The following is a 17,420-nucleotide window of genomic DNA, read 5'->3' on the forward strand; positions in this document are numbered from 1 at the left end:
TCGGTCGAGGGCTTATCCACAATTAATCCACAATTACTTGCGTATTCAGTTTTCAGGGAACAAAAATCTACATGAACTATCTATGGAGCTGTGGTGAAGTTGGAGTTCACGCCGGTCTGTCACACCGGAGGTCGCGGGTTCGAGTCCCGTCAGCTCCGCCATTTATGGCGAATTGTTTTTACGTAAGGCTCGGTAGCTCAGTCGGTAGAGCAGAGGACTGAAAATCCTCGTGTCGGCGGTTCGATTCCGTCCCGAGCCACCATAGCGTGAGCCATTAGCTCAGTTGGTAGAGCATCTGACTTTTAATCAGAGGGTCGAAGGTTCGAGTCCTTCATGGCTCACCATGTTTTTTGCGGACGTAGCTCAATTGGTAGAGCGTCGCCTTGCCAAGGCGAAGGTCGAGGGTTCGAGACCCTTCGTCCGCTCCATAACATATTCAATAAGCAATTGTATCGATAACAAGTACATGTTCACACCACTTGCTTCATGGCAAGTGGTGTTTCCATGTTTCAATACGTATTTTTTAGTAATGGAGGGTGTATGAACAGCAGAAGCAAGAAAGAGACGAAAAAAGCAGCGGTTCTGCCGTACATGTGTGAAGCCGGTTTTTTTGTCGATAGAGGCATGCGTTTTTTGCACCGAAGCGACTATGATCGGGCACTCCGATGTTTTCGACGTGCAGTAGAATTGGAGCCGTCCAACCCCGAAAACTTGTGCCATTTAGCTGGTGTGTTGGCTGAGACAGGGCAATTTGAGTCGTCAAACGAGCTGTTGTTTCAAGTGGTAAACGAGATTGCGCCAGAAAAATCGGAAGTCTTGTTTTACCTCGCCAATAACTTTGCCAATATGGAGCAATATGAAAAAGCAGAGGAAATGGCGCTCCGCTACCTGCAGGAATCCGATCAGGTGGAGTATCAGGAAGAAGCGCACGATCTCTTAGAATACATTTATTTTGAAATGGGTGTATCTCCGCGCCGCTATTTTGGCACACCGCTGGAATCGTTGTATATTAAGCATGATGCTGCCCGTAAAAGCCTAGAGGAAGGTAAGTTCTTTGAGGCGATCCGGACATTGGAGGAAATCGTGGAAGAGAAGCCTGATTTCATCCCTGCCTGCAACAACCTGGCGCTGGCTTACTATTATACAGGAAGCATCGACAAAGCGATGAGCATGATTGATCAGACGTTGGAGTACGAGCCGGGGAATCTGCACGCGCTTTGCAATCTGGCGATTTTGCTGGCGCACTGCAACCGGATGACCGAGTTATTCCCGCTATTGGATGATCTGAAGAAAGTGGTTCCGTTCCATCCCGAATATGCTTATAAGCTGGCGACAACAATGGGCGTGCTTGGACAGCACGAAGAGGCGTATCATCTGTTTGTCCGCTTGTTCCGCCGTTCGTTTCCACAGGAAGCGAGCGCATTGCACTTCGCCGCTATTTCAGCTTATTCGACCAATCGGATCCAGCAGGCAATTCGCTGGTGGCAAAAAGCCAAGCAAATGGATCCGACTGCCGGCATCGCGGATTATTACCTGCAGCTCGCCCAAGAGCGATTGCTCGGCAAGCACGACGAGGAAAAAGGACGCAAGCCGATCCCGTACTATTACCACCAGCCGATGGAACCTTTGCCGGAAGAAATGAAGTGGAATTCCGTAGAAGAGGTGAAGGACGATTCGATGATTCGTTCCTCTCTCCTGTGGGCACTCCAGTACGGCAAGGAAGAAGTGCAGGAAATGGTGATTCAAACGCTCGGCATGATCGGCGACGAGGAAGCCCGCTCGACATTGGAAAGCTTCAGCGAAACGACGAACAATGCCAAATTGAAGCAAAAAGCACGCATCGCGTTAAAACAACTCAAAGCCAAGCATGCATCTGACAATGCGGCGAATGAAACCAAGGCAGACTTGCCCGCACAAGCGGACATCTCGAACGATGAGGTGAGCGCGAGCATCAAAGCGAGCTTTTCCGCGGATGTAGACAAGCCTTTGCGCGAATGGGCGCTCATGCGTTGGGCGGAATATCTTGAAAAAACAGCACATCCACTGCATGTGCGCAAGCCGGTTGCGTGGGCAGCGGCGCTGGAATACTTGTATCAAAAAAGCAATGGCCAAAAAGTAACGCAGGCAGCAGTAGCCCAAAAATTCGATACTTCAACGGCAACTTTGGCAAAGTGCGTAAAAGAACTTTCTATGCTTGATTTAAATCTATTCTAACTTTATAATAAGTATAAATAAGAGATAATCCAGGCAATGCGATAGGAGGTTTTTTGCATGAGTGAGCAAAAAGTATACGACGTAATTATCGTGGGTGCCGGCCCTGCAGGGATGACGGCTGCTGTATATACTTCCCGGGCGAACATGTCCACATTGATGATCGAACGGGGGATTCCGGGCGGTCAAATGGCGAACACGGAAGAGATCGAGAACTATCCAGGCTTTGCTTCCATCTTGGGACCGGACCTGTCAACCAAAATGTTCGAGCATGCGCAGAGCTTCGGTGCTGAGTATGCTTATGGCGATATTAAAGAAGTGCGTGACGGCCACCCTTACAAAACAGTGGTTGCTGGCGACAAGGAATACCTGGGCAAATCCGTGATCATTGCGTCCGGTGCGGAACACCGCCTGCTGGGTGCACCTGGGGAAAAAGAACTGTCCGGCCGCGGCGTTTCCTACTGCGCAGTATGTGACGGTGCTTTCTTCCGCAACAAAGAGCTCGTCGTTGTAGGTGGCGGAGACTCCGCTGTTGAGGAAGCGGTCTTCTTGACTCGCTTTGCTACAAAAGTGACGATCATCCACCGCCGCGACTCGTTCCGCGCACAAGCAATTCTCCAAAAACGTGCGATGGAAAATGAGAAAATCGAGGTCATCTGGAATTCCGTGGTGAAAGAGATCCGCGGTGAAAACGTGGTGAGTAGCGTACTGATCCAAGACACCGTGACAGGAGAAGAGCGCGAATATCCGACAAACGGAGCATTCATCTATGTGGGTATGGACCCGCTGTCTTCCAGCGTCGCAGGTTTGGGTATCACCAATGAGGCTGGCTATATCCTGACCGATGAAAAAATGAAAACGGTAGTGCCAGGCATCTTTGCTGCCGGAGACGTACGCGATAAAATGCTGCGTCAGGTAGTAACTGCAACGGGAGACGGTTCCATTGCTGCACAATCGGCTCAGCATTACGTAGAAAACTTGAATGAACAGCTAAAAGAACAGAATGTCACAATCTCTTAACCTTTTTGTAACATAGCTGAAACAATACTACGATATGATGACTATGATGAATTGACCCCCTTATCTTATACGTTGGATGCGTGGCTGGATTAGCAGCCACGTCTTTTTTTTGCCCGATCGGGAAATAAGGGGTCACATATTGCATAAGTGGAACTAAGGCTTCTTTTCCTTGAGGTACGACATGCTTGTGACGCTGCTCGACCAAGTTTTTCATTCATAAATCAGAGTATACGTTTCGACCGATCAATGTGGTATTCTTATGACAGGCTCAACAGGAGGCGAGATTGGTGACTGAACAAGGAAAAGAGAGAGCGATTAACCTACTGATTATTACCGGAATGTCGGGAGCAGGAAAAACGGTTGCCGTTCAAAGCCTCGAGGATCTTGGCTTTTTTTGTGTCGACAATCTGCCGTCCATTCTGATCCCTAAGTTTGCAGAGTTAATCAAGCAAACCAAGCAGAGCGGTGGAGGGATTGAGCGCGTAGCTTTGGTTATTGACCTGAGGAGCCGCGAGTTTTTCGAGAGTCTGTCTGATGCAATTCAAACGCTGAATGAAATGGATGGAATATCCTATCATATACTGTATTTAGAAGCGAATGACCAGACGCTTGTTTCCCGCTATAAAGAAACGCGCCGTCGTCATCCGCTTTCCCCGAACGGCTCACCTTTGGAAGGGATAACAGCAGAGCGCCGAATGCTGCAGGAGATGAAGGGGCTGGCACATCAAATCATCGATACCAGCCAATTGAAACCGGCACAGCTGCGCGAAACGATCGTCAACCAATACAGCCTGCAAGGCTCGCCATTGTCCATTAACGTGCTTTCTTTCGGATTCAAGTATGGGATTCCGATCGATGCGGACTTGGTGTTTGACGTGCGTTTCCTGCCCAACCCCCATTATGTGGACCACCTCCGCCCGAAAACCGGGTGTGACGCAGAAGTCTCCGAGTACGTATTAAAATGGAGTGAGACAAAGGAATTTTTGGTAAAATTGCTTGATTTGCTCAGCTTCACTTTGCCTTATTATCAGCGCGAGGGAAAAAGCCAGCTCGTGATCGGTATCGGCTGCACAGGCGGAAAGCACCGCTCGGTCGCGATCGCGGAGCATATCGGAGAAGTGTTTGGCAAAGAGTACACAGTACGAGTGACACATAGGGACAAGGACAAAAACAAATAAGCAAATGGTGGCCGCTCAAGGTCACATCGACCATTCTGAAAAGCGTGCAGACGTTTTTCATTAAAAAAGAAGGTGACATATGTCCGCAGGGAGAATGAGAACACACGAGCCGGAGCTGCAGCGTGTTGTTGTAATTGGCGGGGGGACGGGTCTCTCTGTTATTTTGCGGGGATTGAAGCAAGAGCACCTGCATATTACAGCGATTGTCACGGTAGCCGATGATGGCGGTAGCTCCGGAAGATTGAGGGAAGAGATGGATATGCTGCCTCCGGGCGATATCCGCAACGTCCTGACTGCACTGGCCGATACGGAGCCATTGATGGAGAGGCTGATGCAGCACCGTTTCACGACGGGGACCGGATTAGCTGGGCATAATTTGGGAAATCTATTGATTGCCGCCATGAATGAGATCACGGGAGATTTCGTAACCGCTGTCAAAAAACTGAGCCGCGTACTCGCTGTGCGTGGCGATGTGCTGCCGGCTTCCAACCAATCGATTTTGCTCAAAGCCGAGATGGAGGATGGGTCGATCGTTGTCGGCGAATCACAAATCCCTTTGGCGGGTAAACCGATTAAGCGAGTCTTTCTCGATCCGGCAGATGCAGTGCCCCTCAATGACGCATTGACCGCAATCAGCGAGGCCGATATCATTGTTCTCGGTCCTGGCAGTTTATATACGAGCATTGTGCCCAATTTGTTGGTTCACGGGCTTTTTGAGGAGATCCAACGAGCAAGTGCGCAGAAGCTGTACATCTGCAACGTGATGACACAGCCAGGGGAAACCGACGGGTACACAGCTGCGGATCACGTGGAAGCCATGTACCGGCATGTCAGCGTCCCATTTCTGGACACGATCATGGTTAATTCAGCAGAGATTCCTCCACATATTCAAGAAAAGTATGCCGAAAAAGGAGCGACACCGGTTGATAGCGACATCGAGCGATTGAAGCAGATGGGTCTGTCGATCATTGCAGAACCGATGGTGACATTCGGCGACGGTTATTTGCGCCATGATGCCACGTCGGTAAGCAAGCAGGTGGTTGCCTTGATGAACCGAAGAAAGGAGTGATCCCTTATGTCTTTCGCCGCACACACCAAAAAGGAACTGACGATGCTGACAAACGATACCTGCTGCAACCGTTCTGAATTGGCTGCGTTGATTCGAATGAACGGGAGCATCCAATTTGGGGCAGGCCGCTTTGTCCTCGACGTCACGACCGAAAATGCGGCGATAGCTCGGCGAATTTATAGTCTGATTAAACAAGTGTTTCAGGCTCACGCAGAGCTTCTCGTGCGAAAGAAAATGCGCTTGAAAAAGAACAATGTCTACATCGTGCGCATTCCACATCGTGCGAAAGAAATTCTGCAGGATTTGCGGATCATGGATGACACGCTCAATTTTTACCCGGGCATTTCCCCTGATTTAATCAAAAAGTCCTGCTGCCGTGCCGCCTATTTACGTGGAGCATTTTTGGCTGGCGGATCGGTCAACCATCCGGAGGCTTCCAGCTACCACTTGGAGATCTTCTCGGCTTATCAAGATTTTTGTGAGGCGTTGACTAGTTTGGCCAACAGGTACCGGCTTAATGCAAAATGCATCGAGCGTAAAAAAGGCTATGTGATGTATATTAAAGAAGGGGAGCGCATTACGGAGTTTCTGAGCTTGATCGGTGCCCATCAGGCACTGCTCTATTTCGAGGACGTACGGATCGTAAAAGACATGCGCAACTCGGTCAACCGGTTACACAACTGCGAAATCGCAAATATTAACAAGACGGTGAATGCAGCTACCCGACAGATGGAAAATATCCAGATGATCCAGCGTGAGATCGGCTTGGAGAATTTGCCGGTTCGGCTGCGGGAAGTAGCGGAATTGCGACTGCTTCATCCGGACATCAACCTGAAGGAGCTCGGTGAAATGATTCCGAGCGGCCCGGTGAGCAAGTCCGGAATCAACCACAGACTTAGGAAAATTAACGAAATCGCCGATAAATTAAAAGAAAAACAAAATATATCTTTAGGTTAACATGATATACTTTTATAATATACTAAAGGACTAGGAATTAGGGAGGTATTGGCATGGTTCAGCAGCAGGTTTTAGTAAAATTAAAAACTGGCCTGCAAGCGCGCCCGGCTGCTTTCTTTGTGCAAGAAGCCAACCGCTTTGCATCGGAAGTTTTTGTAGAAAAAGAAAATAAAAAAGTAAACGCGAAAAGCATCATGGGCATCATGAGCTTGGCCATCAGTTCGGGTACGGAGATTACGATTTCGGCAGAGGGCCCAGATGCTTCCCAAGCGGTAACCAATCTCGCAACATTGGTAAGCAAAGAGGAATAGGATAAACGAACAAAACCATCGCCTGTTGATATGGTCAGCATGAGATGGTTTTTTTGTTGTGCAACCGCGGCTCTGCCAAAAAGCAGGGGTAGCCAAGTTTTGGAGAACAGGATGTTTTTGTCGAAATGGGGTATCCCTAATGGAGTAAACCAAAGGAGGGATGTTTGTGAACGGGAACGACAAGCACGAGAAAAACGATTCGCTGAATGAAGGGCGAGACAGCTGTTTCATGGACATTGATCGCATGGTGAACGAAGGACTAGGCGGCGGAGTAGTCTGTGACCAAAATGGGCTGATTGAAGAGACGACCACCGATACAATGAGACAAGCATGTTTTAATGATTAACTGCGCAGTGCAGGCGGTGCGAATGTAAAGCGGGGGAATTGTCTTCGGTTTTCTCCAGGATGCGATCGCCTGATCAATACGTAACGTGTATAACTTGTGAATAACCTCAATAAAAGGAGAGTTATCCACAGAAAAAGGGAGCGGGTTTTCGAGATGAAAACCGCTCCCTTTTTGCTGTATCAATAGTTACTTGGCGGGTGTAGGCGTCGAGGTGATAACCTCGTCGATTAATCCGTATTCTTTTGCTTCTTTTGCAGACAGGAAGTTGTCGCGGTCCGTATCGCGTTGGATGCGTTCCAGCGGCTGGCCTGTGCGCTCGGAAAGAATTTGGTTCAAGTGTTCACGCATTTTGATGATGCGTTTAGCTGCGATTTCGATGTCGCTCGCTTGACCTTGTGCACCACCCAGCGGCTGGTGAATCATGACCTCGCTGTTTGGAAGGGCAAAGCGCTTCCCTTTTGCACCGGAAGCCAGCAAGAATGCGCCCATGGATGCAGCCATGCCGATGCAGATTGTGGATACATCCGGCTTGATGTGGTGCATCGTATCGAAGATGGCCATCCCTGCCGTAATGGAGCCGCCTGGGCTGTTGATATAAAGACTGATGTCTTTTTCAGGGTCTTCCGCTTGAAGGAACAGCAATTGGGCAACGATACTGTTCGCGACCACGTCGTTGATCGGTGTGCCCAAGAAGATGATCCGATCTTTCAGAAGGCGAGAGTAAATATCATAAGCGCGCTCACCGCGATTCGTTTGTTCAATGACGGTTGGAATCAAATTCATATGCATGTTTATTCCTCCTCTCTATCATACTCAATATCATACACAATTGGTCAATGAAGGTCAAACGCGAAGATTGTCGTTTACACTTCAGTAATTCCCAAAAAGCATGCTTCTAAACCTTGTCCCCAAAATCGAGAGTTATCCACAGAGTTATGCACAAATCCACTAACAGGAACACACGTTTCGTGGATAACTTTAAAAATAGTAAAAAAGAAAGGCATTTTTTGTTAAAAAGAAGGAGTTTATTACCATATTGTAGAAAGGGAACGGTTATTTTCACAAATTCATAAAAGGGTGTGTACAAAATGTTGAAAAAGGTATCAGGTCTTATGCTTGCGACAACTTTGGTTATGGGCAGTGCGGCTGGGGCAGCCTTCGCTGCGCCGAAAGCTACGGTTGCACCGGTGAAGACCGCTACCCAAACCTATACTCTAAAGGTTGATGGCAAAGAGATCGTGTTCAAAGTAGCGCCTGCAGTCGAAGATAAAACCATCTTGGTGCCTGCAAGCGAGCTGCTTGAAGCGATGGGCGGTACCGCTGCATGGGATAGCATGACGAAATCGGTCCTGCTCGCCAAAGATAAAACGTCCGTACGCCTGTATGCAGATAGCTCCACAGGCTACAAAGCGGGCAAAAAGATCAAAGCTCCAGCGAAATCTAAAGCCGTCACAGGCGCTATTTTGGTGCCAATGACATTTGTGGTTCAAGAGCTGGGCGGTAAAATCACTTGGGATGGCAAAACATCCACCTTCACGGTGACAATGCCGCAAGTGAAAAAGTAAGCGGCTCAAACGCCAAAAAAAGCCCCCACTGAAGTAAGCGGTGGGGGCTTTTCATTTTGTGAATGAATGCAAATAAAAAAAGACCAGTAACAACTAGTCCTTAGTACGCTTTTATGGTACGCCCGAAGGGAATCGAACCCCCGCACGTGGTTCCGGAGACCACTGCTCTATCCACTGAGCTACGGGCGTATAATAAGGGTTTAATGAAGTTTAACCCAAGGCAACTCCACCTAAATTATTATAGTTGATTAGAGGGGATTTTGCAAGCGTTACCGAATGGGAACGTTTATGTTTTGCAGGTTATTACAACGGAAAATTTCCATGAAGTTAAATAATTTGTTGATTTTTACAGTTAAATGCCGTACGATGAGGATTTTTTGCATTTATCTAGCGAATCATGACGATATTTGCTAGAATCTAGTATGATTTCCTGCGATTCGTAGTAACCATTTCTGCTCAAAGTGATTACAATAGTATATATGAAGTTGTGAATGCGCTTATAGAATCAGTATATTTGAAGTAGTGAAAAAATAAAAATAACACAAATTCTTTTTGGCAGGAAAATTGCATAATCATGTCGAATAAAGATGTAAAGAGAGATGCGACGAAATAAGCCGCTGCTAGTGTAGTCAGATGTAAAGGGGGCAGCAAAGAAAATGAACATGGGATTTGGGCTTTACCAAGAACAGACGCTTAAACTGGTCATGACACCTGAGTTGAGGCAAGCGATTACCATTCTTCAATATTCAGCAGTTGATTTGCTTGGGTATCTGCAAGAGCAGGCGACGGAAAACCCAGTGATCGAACTGCAGGAAGTCAGTGCAACGTACGACTTTCCGAAAAAAGAAGAGGAAAAGCCGATTGCACAGGTCGATTGGAAGGAAATTGTAGGAAACCGCGCGACAGGCGAATATTCAGCAAGTAAAAATGAAAGCACTTTCAACCCGCTCGATCATGTGCACGGTCCGGACTCAACCTTGTTCGAGCATTTGGAGACACAATTAGGCTATGTCAAAGGCTTATCGCCTACACAGCGAAAGCTCGGCATGTATTTGATCGGAAATTTGGACGAAAAAGGCTATTTGGAAATCAGCTTGGAGGAAATCAGCGATAAGCTTGCCGTGTCGGTCGAAGAAGTGGAGGATGTGCTGACTGTCATCCAGCACTTTGATCCGGTCGGCGTCGGGGCGCGCAACCTCGAGGAATGCTTACTCCTTCAGCTACAGCATAATGGCATGGATGATGAGCCAATCGTGAACCTGGTGCAGCATCACCTGCTTGATTTGGCAAATAACCGTTACCAGCGCATCGCCGATTCGTTGAAGGTGACGATCAGCGAGGTTCAGCAGATGGCTGATTTGGTGCGCACCTTGAATCCGCGCCCAGGAGCGGCATTCTATCATGGCGAAACGAAATTCGTCATTCCCGATGTGACCGTAGAAAAAGTCGGGAAGGATTACGTCGTGCTCGTCAATGACGCATCCGCACCAAGGCTGACGATCAACAGCTTTTATGAGAAGCTGCTAAAACGGGAAAATACGCAGGATGAAGCGCAAAAATTCATTCATGAGAAGCTGAATGCCGCATTGTGGCTGGCGAAAAGCTTGGAGCAGCGCAGGCTGACGCTGATGCGCGTCACACAGGCCATCGTCGATTTGCAGCGCGACTTTTTCGAGCACGGGGTACACTACTTGAAGCCGATGACGCAAAAGGAAATTGCCGAGCGAGTCAGCTTACATGAATCCACGATCAGCCGCGCCACGAACGGCAAATATGTGCAGACGCCGCGCGGTGTGTTCGAACTAAAATATTTCTTTACGTCTGCTTTATCGACAGCAAGCGGTGACGCGGCTTCCTCTGAAAGTGTGAAACGGCGGATCAAGCTGCTGATCGAGCAGGAGGATCGCAAACAGCCGCATTCCGACCAGAAGCTGGCGGAAATGCTGCTGAAAGAAGGGATCGAGATTTCGCGCCGCACCGTTGCCAAATACCGTGAGGAAATGATGATCGCTTCCTCGGCTAAAAGAAAGAGGTTTTAAAACCAGATGGGCGATACAGCAATGGACATTACCCTGTACGGTCGTGCCGGCTGCCATCTTTGCGATGATTTGGAGAGGAGCATCCGGCGGATCGGCAGGGAGATCCCGCTCACGCTGCACGTAGTCGACATACACTCTGATCCGGCATTGCTGGAAGCGTACATGTTTACGATTCCGGTTGTGGCGATCAATGGTGAACAAGTTTTTGCATCCATTGATTCTGTCCTGACGGAATGGGAGCTGCGGGAAGAATTGGAGAAGCGTGTGAATGGGACCCGGTCGTAACCGGGTTTTTATTTTTTAAGTCTTAATAAACATATGTATTGAATTAGTGTATTATTAGAGCTATAATAAAAATGGTCAAATGTGGAAAATATTATGCGAAAAGGAGCTGAATGAACATGTACGATATCGCAATCATCGGAGCAGGTCCAGCAGGAGCAAGCGCAGCATTGTTTGCCGCAAAAGCAGGAAAAAAGACGCTGCTCGTGGACAATGACAAGAGCATGACAAAGCGGGCATGGATTGAAAATCATTATGGCGTGGCAGAAATCACAGGTCCAGATATGGTTGACATCGGGAAAAAGCAGGCGACCAAATTCGGAGCGGAATTGGTTACAGCAACCGTGACGAACGTGGTGAAAAAAGAGCAAGGCTTTACGGTGGAAACGGAAGAGCAAGGCTCCTTTGAAGCAGCGCATGTGATTTTGGCGACAGGGGCATTGACCGCATTGGCAGAAGCGATTGGCGTTGCCACTACGGAAGGGAAAGAGCCGCGGATCAAAACCGTGTTCCAGACGGATGCGAGCGGAAAGACCACAATTCCAGGCATCTGGGCTGCGGGTACTTGCGCAGGTGTCAGCGTGCATTCGATCATTACAGCTGGCGATGGTGCCAAAGTAGCGATCAACGTAATTAGCGAGATCAATGGCGAGCGTTATGTCGACCATGATGTGTTGAAAACCAACTAATCGAAAATAGAGGAAGGCAGCCGTTCATCCTATAAACGGTTGCCTTTTTTTGTGTGTTTACTGCAGTATTGTAGTAGAAGGGAAATTTTTCATATCACCTATTTACTTACAAAAGGTTAGTTGATATGATGATTTGGTTATTACATAAAAGGAGCGAGTTCAATGAGCGATTTTACTAACCTTGTCAAAGCTAGACGTTCGGCAACGAAATTTTTTGAAGGTACAGAAATCGCTGACAGCGAGTTGGAAGAGATTTTTCAATTGGCGAAATTCGCACCATCGACTTTTAATTTGCAGCACACGCATTACCTTGTAGTCAAAGATCAGGAACGCAAGGAGCTCGTCTATGAAGCAGCGAATCGTCAATACAAAGTGAAAACCGCATCGGCGGCCATCGTGGTATTGGGCGATCTGGAAGCATATAAGCAGGTGGACAAGCTGAACGAAGGCTTTCTGCATCTGGGCATTATGAACAAACAAGAATATGATCAAACTGTGGAGTTCGTGAATGGCTTCTATGAGCGGCAAGGGGATGTGTTCAAGCGGGAAGAGGCGATTCGCAATGCCAGCCTCTCTGCCATGCTCCTGATGCTGATTGCCAAGGAAAAAGGCTGGGATACTTGTCCGATGAACGGGTTCGATCCGCAAAAGCTGTCCCAATCGCTAAACATACCATCTCGTTATGTACCTGTCCTGCTGATTACCATCGGCAAAGAAGATACTTCTAGCCAGCGCCCGCGCGGATATCGTAAGCCGACAGGTGAGTTCGTTCATTATAACACCATTAGTTAATCCACATAGGCTTGGCAATCGCAATCCTGCTCTTATGCTTCGGGCGAAGAGCAGGTTGCCTTGCAGAACGCAGATGAATATGCTAAAGTAAAAGAGAAAAAAAGAGCTGTACAGTTCGCTTATTTTTTTGGTTTAAGCGGGACGCAAAAAGTATATAGCGGGACATTTAAAGTCCCTTAATTAAAGGTAAAGGATGGGAATGATGCGGGAAATTATTGAGTTGCACACCAAGTTGGTTCCCGATTTGGTTGAAGTGTTGCGCAAGCGTTACCTGCTATTAAAGTCGATTTCCCACATGCAGCCGATCGGTCGGCGCGCTCTTGCTGAAGAAATGCAGACGACAGAGCGTATTTTGCGGGCCGAATTGGATGTTTTAAGAGAAGCGGGCGTGATTTTCGCCACTGCCGTCGGCATGAGCTGTACCGAGGAAGGAAACCGCCTGTTAGAACAGCTTGAACCAATGGCTGGCGAATTATTCGGCCTCACCGATCTGGCGGAGCGCTTGAAGCAAAAGCTGAAGATCCCCGAGGTCATCGTCATTAATGGCGATTCTGACCTGTCGGAATGGGTGAAGCAGGAGCTTGGGCGAATCGGTGCGAGAGTGCTCAGACAGCAGGTGAAGGAAGGCGACGTGGTCGCAGTCACAGGCGGTACAACCATTGCCAACGTCGCGTCACACCTTCAGCCGTCACCACAGTTTCGCTCGGTACAATTTGTGCCGGCACGCGGGGGATTGGGCGAGAATGCCGAGATTCAAGCCAACACGCTCGTATCGGTCATGGCGGCGAAAAGCGGTGGGCAGTACCGGATGCTACATGCGCCCGATCGGGTAAGCCCGGAAGCCCTCCAAACCTTGCTGGCGGACCAGCAGGTGGCGGAAGTGCTAGAGCTGCTGCGTTCGGCCCGGGTCATCATTCACGGCATCGGTGACGCCCTGACGATGGCCAAACGCCGAAAGTACGATGAAGGCGGGTTGGGTGAATTAGCCCAAGCAGGAGCCGTCGGAGAAGCATTTGGGTATTACTTTAATGAAGCTGGCGAGATCGTGGAACGGGTTTCCACGCTTGGGCTTCAGCTTGAGGATGTGCGTTCGGCCGAAATGGTGATATCCGTTGCGGGCGGTGCGAGCAAGGCGAAAGCGATTCTTTCCTTTGCCCAACAGTCGTGTCAAAATGTACTTATCACTGACGAGGGGGCTGCTCGGGCGATTTTATCGACAGTCCAATAGTCGGGAGTAAACCGTGAAGGGATACGTACACGATGACATTCCGAGGCTATTTGCCCGTACTTTCGCTGATTGCCGGCATCATTATCTGTCTGTTGTTCAATCTTTCCCTCGCTTTTGGTCTTTTGGCTGCGGTGCTAGTCACCCTCTGGTCCGTGCGTGGCCTCGGATTTAGCTATCGGGAGCAGTTTGCTTTCGGTTGGGGCGGATTCACGCAGACCAAACCAGTACTGATGATTCTCGGCTTAGTTGGACTCATGATCCCGATTTTGATGATGGCTGGCACCATCCCGGCAATCATTTATTACGGATTGTCCATCGTTAATGTGCACTACTTGTTGATTCTCTCGTTTTTGCTGACAGCCGGGGTTTCGTATTTGCTCGGCACATCGGTGGGCACGCTCAGCACGATTGGCCTTTCCCTGTTGGGAATCGCCCATGCGGTACAGCTACCGCTGCCGATGATTGCAGGTGCGTTGATCTCCGGCGCGATGGTGGGGGAGCGCTTTTCACCTTTGTCGAGCAGCCGGCTGCTGGTGCTAAGCAGCATCGGCGGCGACGAGCAGGTTACGCGCTTTGCCAAGGCGACGGGACTTTTGGCGATGGGGATTACCGCTGTTTTGTTCCTCGCGCTTGATTTGACGCGCGACAGCGTATCAGCAGCGGGTGTGATTGGGTCTTTTCAGCAGCTGATGGAGCAATACTTCCAAATTTCGCTGCTGAAGCTGATACCGCTTTTGGTACTAGTCGGATCGTTCGCTTTTCGGGTCAAAGCGGTGCCAGCCCTCTTTTACGGACTGGTAAGCGGTGTGGTCTTGCTGCTGTTCTCCCATCCGCCGCAAATCGGCGAATTTTTCCGCTCGATGCTGTATGGATTCGATCTGAATTCACAGACTAAGCTGGATGAAATGGTACACGGCGGCGGGATGATCGCGATTTTGAAGGTGCTGGTCGTCATCAGCTTGGCTGGGTTCATGAACGGTATCTTGAACAAAGCCAACTTGCTTTCGCCCATCATCAACCGTTTGATGGGAGAGACCGGCAATCCTGTCGTGCTGGTGATCAAAAGCGTGCTGCTTTCGCTCTTGGTGATCATCATCAGCTGCAATCAGACGATTCCAATTCTGGTTTTAGGCGCGACGCTGCCGGAACGATTCCAGCGCCTCGCAGGCGGCAAGCAGCTGCTCGGCCGCACGATGCTGGATGCTACGCTTGTGATGCCTCCGCTGGTTCCGTGGAACGGGCTGGCGATGGTGATCAGCGTTACGCTGGGCGTACCTACGCTTCAATCGCTGCCGTATTCATTGTTCTTGCTGTTTTTGCCGCTCATTACGATATTGTTTACTCGGTTTGCCCAGCCTAAGCGGATGGAAGCATCGCAAAGGCAGGTGAACCATGCTGGATAGATAACGATACTCAGGAGGAATGAATGATGTTGAAAATTGGGATTAATGGTTTTGGACGTATTGGTCGTAACGTTTTCCGCGCAGCGCTGAAACATGACAATATCGAGATCGTAGCGATCAATGACCTGACTGATGCGAAAACGCTGGCTCACTTGCTGAAATATGACTCCGTGCATGGTGTGCTCGATCTCCCTGTAGAAGCGGGAGAAGGCACATTGATCGTAAATGGCAAAGAGATCAAAGTATTGGCTGAGCGCGAACCAGCTAAGCTGCCTTGGGGCGAATATGGTGTAGAAATCGTAATCGAATCGACCGGCCGTTTCACAAAACGCGAAGATGCAGCAAAACACCTGGAAGGCGGAGCGAAAAAAGTTATCATTTCCGCACCTGCTACTAACGAGGATATCACCATCGTTATGGGTGTAAATGAAGACAAATATGATCCAGCGCAGCATACCGTCATCTCCAACGCTTCCTGCACAACCAACTGTCTGGCTCCATTCGCGAAAGTGTTGAACGACAAGTTCGGTATTGTCCGCGGTCTGATGACAACGGTTCACTCTTACACCAATGACCAGCAAATCCTTGACTTGCCGCACAAAGACTTGCGTCGCGCACGCGCAGCGGCAACCAACATCATTCCTACCTCCACAGGTGCGGCGAAAGCAGTTGCATTGGTACTGCCAGAGCTGAAAGGCAAATTGAACGGCTTCTCGATGCGCGTGCCTACGCCAAACGTATCCGTTGTCGACCTGGTGGCTGAATTGAAAACAGATGTAACCGTAGAAGAGCTGAACAGCGTGCTGAAAGAAGCGGCAGAAGGTCCGCTGAAAGGCATCCTGGCTTACTCCGAAGAGCCGCTTGTATCGAGCGACTACAACGGCAACCCAGCTTCTTCGACAATCGATGCGCTCTCTACGATGGTGCTCGAGGGCAATATGGTGAAGGTCGTTTCTTGGTATGACAACGAGTGGGGTTATTCCAACCGTGTCATCGATCTGTGTCAGTATGTTGCACAGCGTGGCTTGTAAAACGTACAATAGAAATGTTGTGGAAAAGGGAGAGCAGTTAAATCAGCATCTCCCTTTTCCCTATGAACAAAAGTCTATGATACGTTTGTGTCATAAGGAGGTTTTGTACGTGAACAAAAAGTCGATCCGTGATATCGAGTTGGCTGGTGCGCGCGTTTTTTGCCGTGTAGATTTCAACGTTCCGATGGCAGAGGGGACCATTACCGATGATACCCGTATCCGTGCGGCACTTCCGACCATTTCCCACCTGATCGAATCAGGGGCGAAGGTGATTTTGGCAAGCCATTTCGGTCGTCCAAAAGGTGCTGTCGTTGAGGACATGCGTTTGACCGCAGTAGGCGAGCATTTGGCTAAGCTGCTGGGCAAACCGGTGAAAAAGCTGGATGAATCGACAGGAGAAGCGGTTGAGCAGGCGGTAGCTGCCATGCAAAACGGCGATGTGTTGCTGCTCGAAAACGTCCGTTTCCACGCAGGAGAAGAGAAGAACGATCCGGAACTGGCGAAACAGTTTGCCAAGTTGGCCGATTTCTTTGTCAATGATGCTTTCGGGGCGGCGCACCGCGCACATGCCTCCACAGCTGGAATCGCGCAATACATACCGGCTGTTGCCGGATTTTTGATGGAAAAGGAAATTCAATTCCTTGGCGGCGCACTGTCCAAACCAGAGCGTCCGTTTACCGCAATTGTCGGCGGTGCCAAGGTAAAAGATAAAATCGCCGTGATCGAGAATTTGCTGACGAAGGTAGATACATTGATCATCGGTGGCGGAATGGCCAATACCTTTATTAAGGCGCAGGGATACAGCGTCGGCGCTTCTCTGTGTGAAGAAGACAAGCTGGATCTGGCTCGCACCCTGATGAAGCAGGCGGCAGATCGCGGTGTATCACTTTTGATGCCGGTTGATGTGGTCGTCGCAGACAAATTCGCGGCAGACGCAGCTACGAAAACCGTATCTATCGATGAAATTCCTGAAGGCTGGATGGCACTCGACATCGGACCGAAATCGGCTGAGGAGTTCCGCAAGGCGGTGGAGTCGTCCAAAACCGTCATTTGGAATGGGCCGATGGGCGTATTCGAAATGGACGCTTTTGCAAAAGGAACGATGGCGGTCGCAGAAGCGATGGCAGCTTGCACAGGCACGACCATCATCGGTGGCGGTGACTCCGTGGCAGCTGTTGAAAAGGCTGGCGTAGTTGAAAAAATGACGCACATTTCCACGGGCGGCGGCGCTTCGCTGGAATTCATGGAAGGCAAGGAGCTGCCTGGCGTAACCGTGTTACAAGACAAATAAAGGGTGGG

General features: G+C 49.4%; 17 protein-coding genes and 5 tRNA genes. 20 read left to right on the forward strand and 2 right to left on the reverse strand.

Translation table 11 applies throughout. The annotated features are described in order from the left end of the window. Positions 1 to 84: 84 nt before the first annotated feature. The 11 genes from EDM56_RS13580 to EDM56_RS13630 all read left to right on the forward strand — a co-directional run bounded on the left by EDM56_RS13580 (position 85) and on the right by EDM56_RS13630 (position 7,092). Positions 85 to 161, forward strand: a tRNA-Asp gene (locus tag EDM56_RS13580). A 25-nt stretch (positions 162 to 186) separates the two neighbouring features. Next, positions 187 to 262: transfer RNA gene (locus tag EDM56_RS13585), tRNA-Phe, on the forward strand. A gap of 6 nt (positions 263 to 268) precedes the next feature. Beyond that, positions 269 to 344, forward strand: a tRNA-Lys gene (locus EDM56_RS13590). Between the two features lie 8 nt (positions 345 to 352). Further along, positions 353 to 428 (forward strand) — tRNA-Gly (locus tag EDM56_RS13595). Between the two features lie 112 nt (positions 429 to 540). Continuing rightward, positions 541 to 2,214, forward strand: a complete 1,674-nt coding sequence (locus tag EDM56_RS13600; protein ID WP_122918453.1) for a tetratricopeptide repeat protein — start codon at positions 541 to 543, stop codon at positions 2,212 to 2,214. Positions 2,215 to 2,271: 57 nt separating this feature from the next. Then, a complete protein-coding gene (gene trxB, locus EDM56_RS13605; protein WP_122918454.1) occupies positions 2,272 to 3,231 on the forward strand; it encodes a thioredoxin-disulfide reductase in 960 nt (319 codons plus the stop codon). A 287-nt stretch (positions 3,232 to 3,518) separates the two neighbouring features. Beyond that, positions 3,519 to 4,409 carry an RNase adapter RapZ gene (rapZ, locus tag EDM56_RS13610; RefSeq protein ID WP_122918455.1) on the forward strand — a complete coding sequence of 297 codons (891 nt, stop codon included), beginning with the start codon at positions 3,519 to 3,521 and terminating at the stop codon, positions 4,407 to 4,409. 94 nt (positions 4,410 to 4,503) lie between these two features. Further along, positions 4,504 to 5,478, forward strand: coding sequence for a gluconeogenesis factor YvcK family protein (locus tag EDM56_RS13615; protein ID WP_246009379.1), 975 nt, complete (start codon positions 4,504 to 4,506; stop codon positions 5,476 to 5,478). Between the two features lie 6 nt (positions 5,479 to 5,484). Then, on the forward strand, positions 5,485 to 6,435 hold the full coding sequence (gene whiA, locus EDM56_RS13620) for a DNA-binding protein WhiA (protein ID WP_122918457.1): 951 nt from the start codon (positions 5,485 to 5,487) through the stop codon (positions 6,433 to 6,435). A gap of 53 nt (positions 6,436 to 6,488) precedes the next feature. Next, on the forward strand, positions 6,489 to 6,746 hold the full coding sequence (locus EDM56_RS13625; RefSeq protein WP_122918458.1) for an HPr family phosphocarrier protein: 258 nt from the start codon (positions 6,489 to 6,491) through the stop codon (positions 6,744 to 6,746). Positions 6,747 to 6,912: 166 nt separating this feature from the next. Beyond that, a complete protein-coding gene (locus EDM56_RS13630; RefSeq protein WP_342772391.1) occupies positions 6,913 to 7,092 on the forward strand; it encodes a hypothetical protein in 180 nt (59 codons plus the stop codon). A gap of 186 nt (positions 7,093 to 7,278) precedes the next feature. Here the strand turns inward: EDM56_RS13630 and clpP are convergent, their stop codons facing one another. Beyond that, positions 7,279 to 7,881 (reverse strand): ATP-dependent Clp endopeptidase proteolytic subunit ClpP, encoded by a 603-nt coding sequence (clpP, locus tag EDM56_RS13635; protein WP_122918460.1) that lies wholly within the window; start codon positions 7,879 to 7,881, stop codon positions 7,279 to 7,281. Positions 7,882 to 8,180: 299 nt separating this feature from the next. Between clpP and EDM56_RS13640 the strand changes: the two genes are divergently transcribed. Beyond that, complete coding sequence (locus EDM56_RS13640; RefSeq protein WP_122918461.1) at positions 8,181 to 8,657, forward strand: copper amine oxidase N-terminal domain-containing protein; 477 nt, start codon at positions 8,181 to 8,183, stop codon at positions 8,655 to 8,657. Between the two features lie 114 nt (positions 8,658 to 8,771). On the opposite strand, the gene EDM56_RS13645 is transcribed toward EDM56_RS13640, so the two are convergent. Continuing rightward, positions 8,772 to 8,846 (reverse strand) — tRNA-Arg (locus EDM56_RS13645). A gap of 467 nt (positions 8,847 to 9,313) precedes the next feature. On the opposite strand from EDM56_RS13645, the gene rpoN reads away from it, so the two are divergent. The 8 genes from rpoN to EDM56_RS13685 all read left to right on the forward strand — a co-directional run bounded on the left by rpoN (position 9,314) and on the right by EDM56_RS13685 (position 17,412). Then, entirely contained in the window at positions 9,314 to 10,696 is a 1,383-nt protein-coding gene (gene rpoN / locus EDM56_RS13650) for an RNA polymerase factor sigma-54 (RefSeq protein ID WP_122918462.1), read from the forward strand. A gap of 6 nt (positions 10,697 to 10,702) precedes the next feature. Beyond that, positions 10,703 to 10,981, forward strand: a complete 279-nt coding sequence (locus EDM56_RS13655) for a glutaredoxin family protein (RefSeq protein WP_122918463.1) — start codon at positions 10,703 to 10,705, stop codon at positions 10,979 to 10,981. Positions 10,982 to 11,097: 116 nt separating this feature from the next. After that, entirely contained in the window at positions 11,098 to 11,667 is a 570-nt protein-coding gene (locus tag EDM56_RS13660; RefSeq protein WP_122918464.1) for an FAD-dependent oxidoreductase, read from the forward strand. A 162-nt stretch (positions 11,668 to 11,829) separates the two neighbouring features. After that, positions 11,830 to 12,459, forward strand: a complete 630-nt coding sequence (locus EDM56_RS13665) for a nitroreductase family protein (protein WP_122918465.1) — start codon at positions 11,830 to 11,832, stop codon at positions 12,457 to 12,459. Positions 12,460 to 12,661: 202 nt separating this feature from the next. Beyond that, positions 12,662 to 13,687, forward strand: coding sequence for a sugar-binding transcriptional regulator (locus EDM56_RS13670; RefSeq protein WP_122918466.1), 1,026 nt, complete (start codon positions 12,662 to 12,664; stop codon positions 13,685 to 13,687). Between the two features lie 32 nt (positions 13,688 to 13,719). Then, positions 13,720 to 15,090 carry a Na+/H+ antiporter NhaC family protein gene (locus EDM56_RS13675; RefSeq protein ID WP_122918467.1) on the forward strand — a complete coding sequence of 457 codons (1,371 nt, stop codon included), beginning with the start codon at positions 13,720 to 13,722 and terminating at the stop codon, positions 15,088 to 15,090. A 23-nt stretch (positions 15,091 to 15,113) separates the two neighbouring features. Beyond that, positions 15,114 to 16,121 (forward strand): type I glyceraldehyde-3-phosphate dehydrogenase, encoded by a 1,008-nt coding sequence (gene gap, locus EDM56_RS13680; protein WP_246009380.1) that lies wholly within the window; start codon positions 15,114 to 15,116, stop codon positions 16,119 to 16,121. A gap of 109 nt (positions 16,122 to 16,230) precedes the next feature. Next, positions 16,231 to 17,412 (forward strand): phosphoglycerate kinase, encoded by a 1,182-nt coding sequence (locus EDM56_RS13685; RefSeq protein ID WP_122918469.1) that lies wholly within the window; start codon positions 16,231 to 16,233, stop codon positions 17,410 to 17,412. Positions 17,413 to 17,420 lie beyond the last annotated feature (8 nt).

It is taken from the genome of Brevibacillus fluminis, from assembly GCF_003710825.1.
Taxonomy (GTDB): domain Bacteria; phylum Bacillota; class Bacilli; order Brevibacillales; family Brevibacillaceae; genus Brevibacillus_D; species Brevibacillus_D fluminis.

Excerpts from the sequence above, each read along its gene's own strand:
- EDM56_RS13600 (WP_122918453.1), top strand. The coding sequence starts at position 541 with ATGAACAGCAGAAGCAAGAAAGAGACGAAAAAAGCAGCGGTTCTGCCG.
- trxB (WP_122918454.1), top strand. The coding sequence starts at position 2,272 with ATGAGTGAGCAAAAAGTATACGACGTAATTATCGTGGGTGCCGGCCCT.
- EDM56_RS13615 (WP_246009379.1), top strand. The coding sequence starts at position 4,504 with ATGAGAACACACGAGCCGGAGCTGCAGCGTGTTGTTGTAATTGGCGGG.
- whiA (WP_122918457.1), top strand. The coding sequence starts at position 5,485 with ATGTCTTTCGCCGCACACACCAAAAAGGAACTGACGATGCTGACAAAC.
- EDM56_RS13625 (WP_122918458.1), top strand. The coding sequence starts at position 6,489 with ATGGTTCAGCAGCAGGTTTTAGTAAAATTAAAAACTGGCCTGCAAGCG.
- clpP (WP_122918460.1), bottom strand. The coding sequence starts at position 7,881 with ATGCATATGAATTTGATTCCAACCGTCATTGAACAAACGAATCGCGGT.
- EDM56_RS13640 (WP_122918461.1), top strand. The coding sequence starts at position 8,181 with ATGTTGAAAAAGGTATCAGGTCTTATGCTTGCGACAACTTTGGTTATG.
- rpoN (WP_122918462.1), top strand. The coding sequence starts at position 9,314 with ATGAACATGGGATTTGGGCTTTACCAAGAACAGACGCTTAAACTGGTC.
- EDM56_RS13655 (WP_122918463.1), top strand. The coding sequence starts at position 10,703 with ATGGGCGATACAGCAATGGACATTACCCTGTACGGTCGTGCCGGCTGC.
- EDM56_RS13660 (WP_122918464.1), top strand. The coding sequence starts at position 11,098 with ATGTACGATATCGCAATCATCGGAGCAGGTCCAGCAGGAGCAAGCGCA.
- EDM56_RS13665 (WP_122918465.1), top strand. The coding sequence starts at position 11,830 with ATGAGCGATTTTACTAACCTTGTCAAAGCTAGACGTTCGGCAACGAAA.
- EDM56_RS13670 (WP_122918466.1), top strand. The coding sequence starts at position 12,662 with ATGCGGGAAATTATTGAGTTGCACACCAAGTTGGTTCCCGATTTGGTT.
- EDM56_RS13675 (WP_122918467.1), top strand. The coding sequence starts at position 13,720 with ATGACATTCCGAGGCTATTTGCCCGTACTTTCGCTGATTGCCGGCATC.
- gap (WP_246009380.1), top strand. The coding sequence starts at position 15,114 with ATGATGTTGAAAATTGGGATTAATGGTTTTGGACGTATTGGTCGTAAC.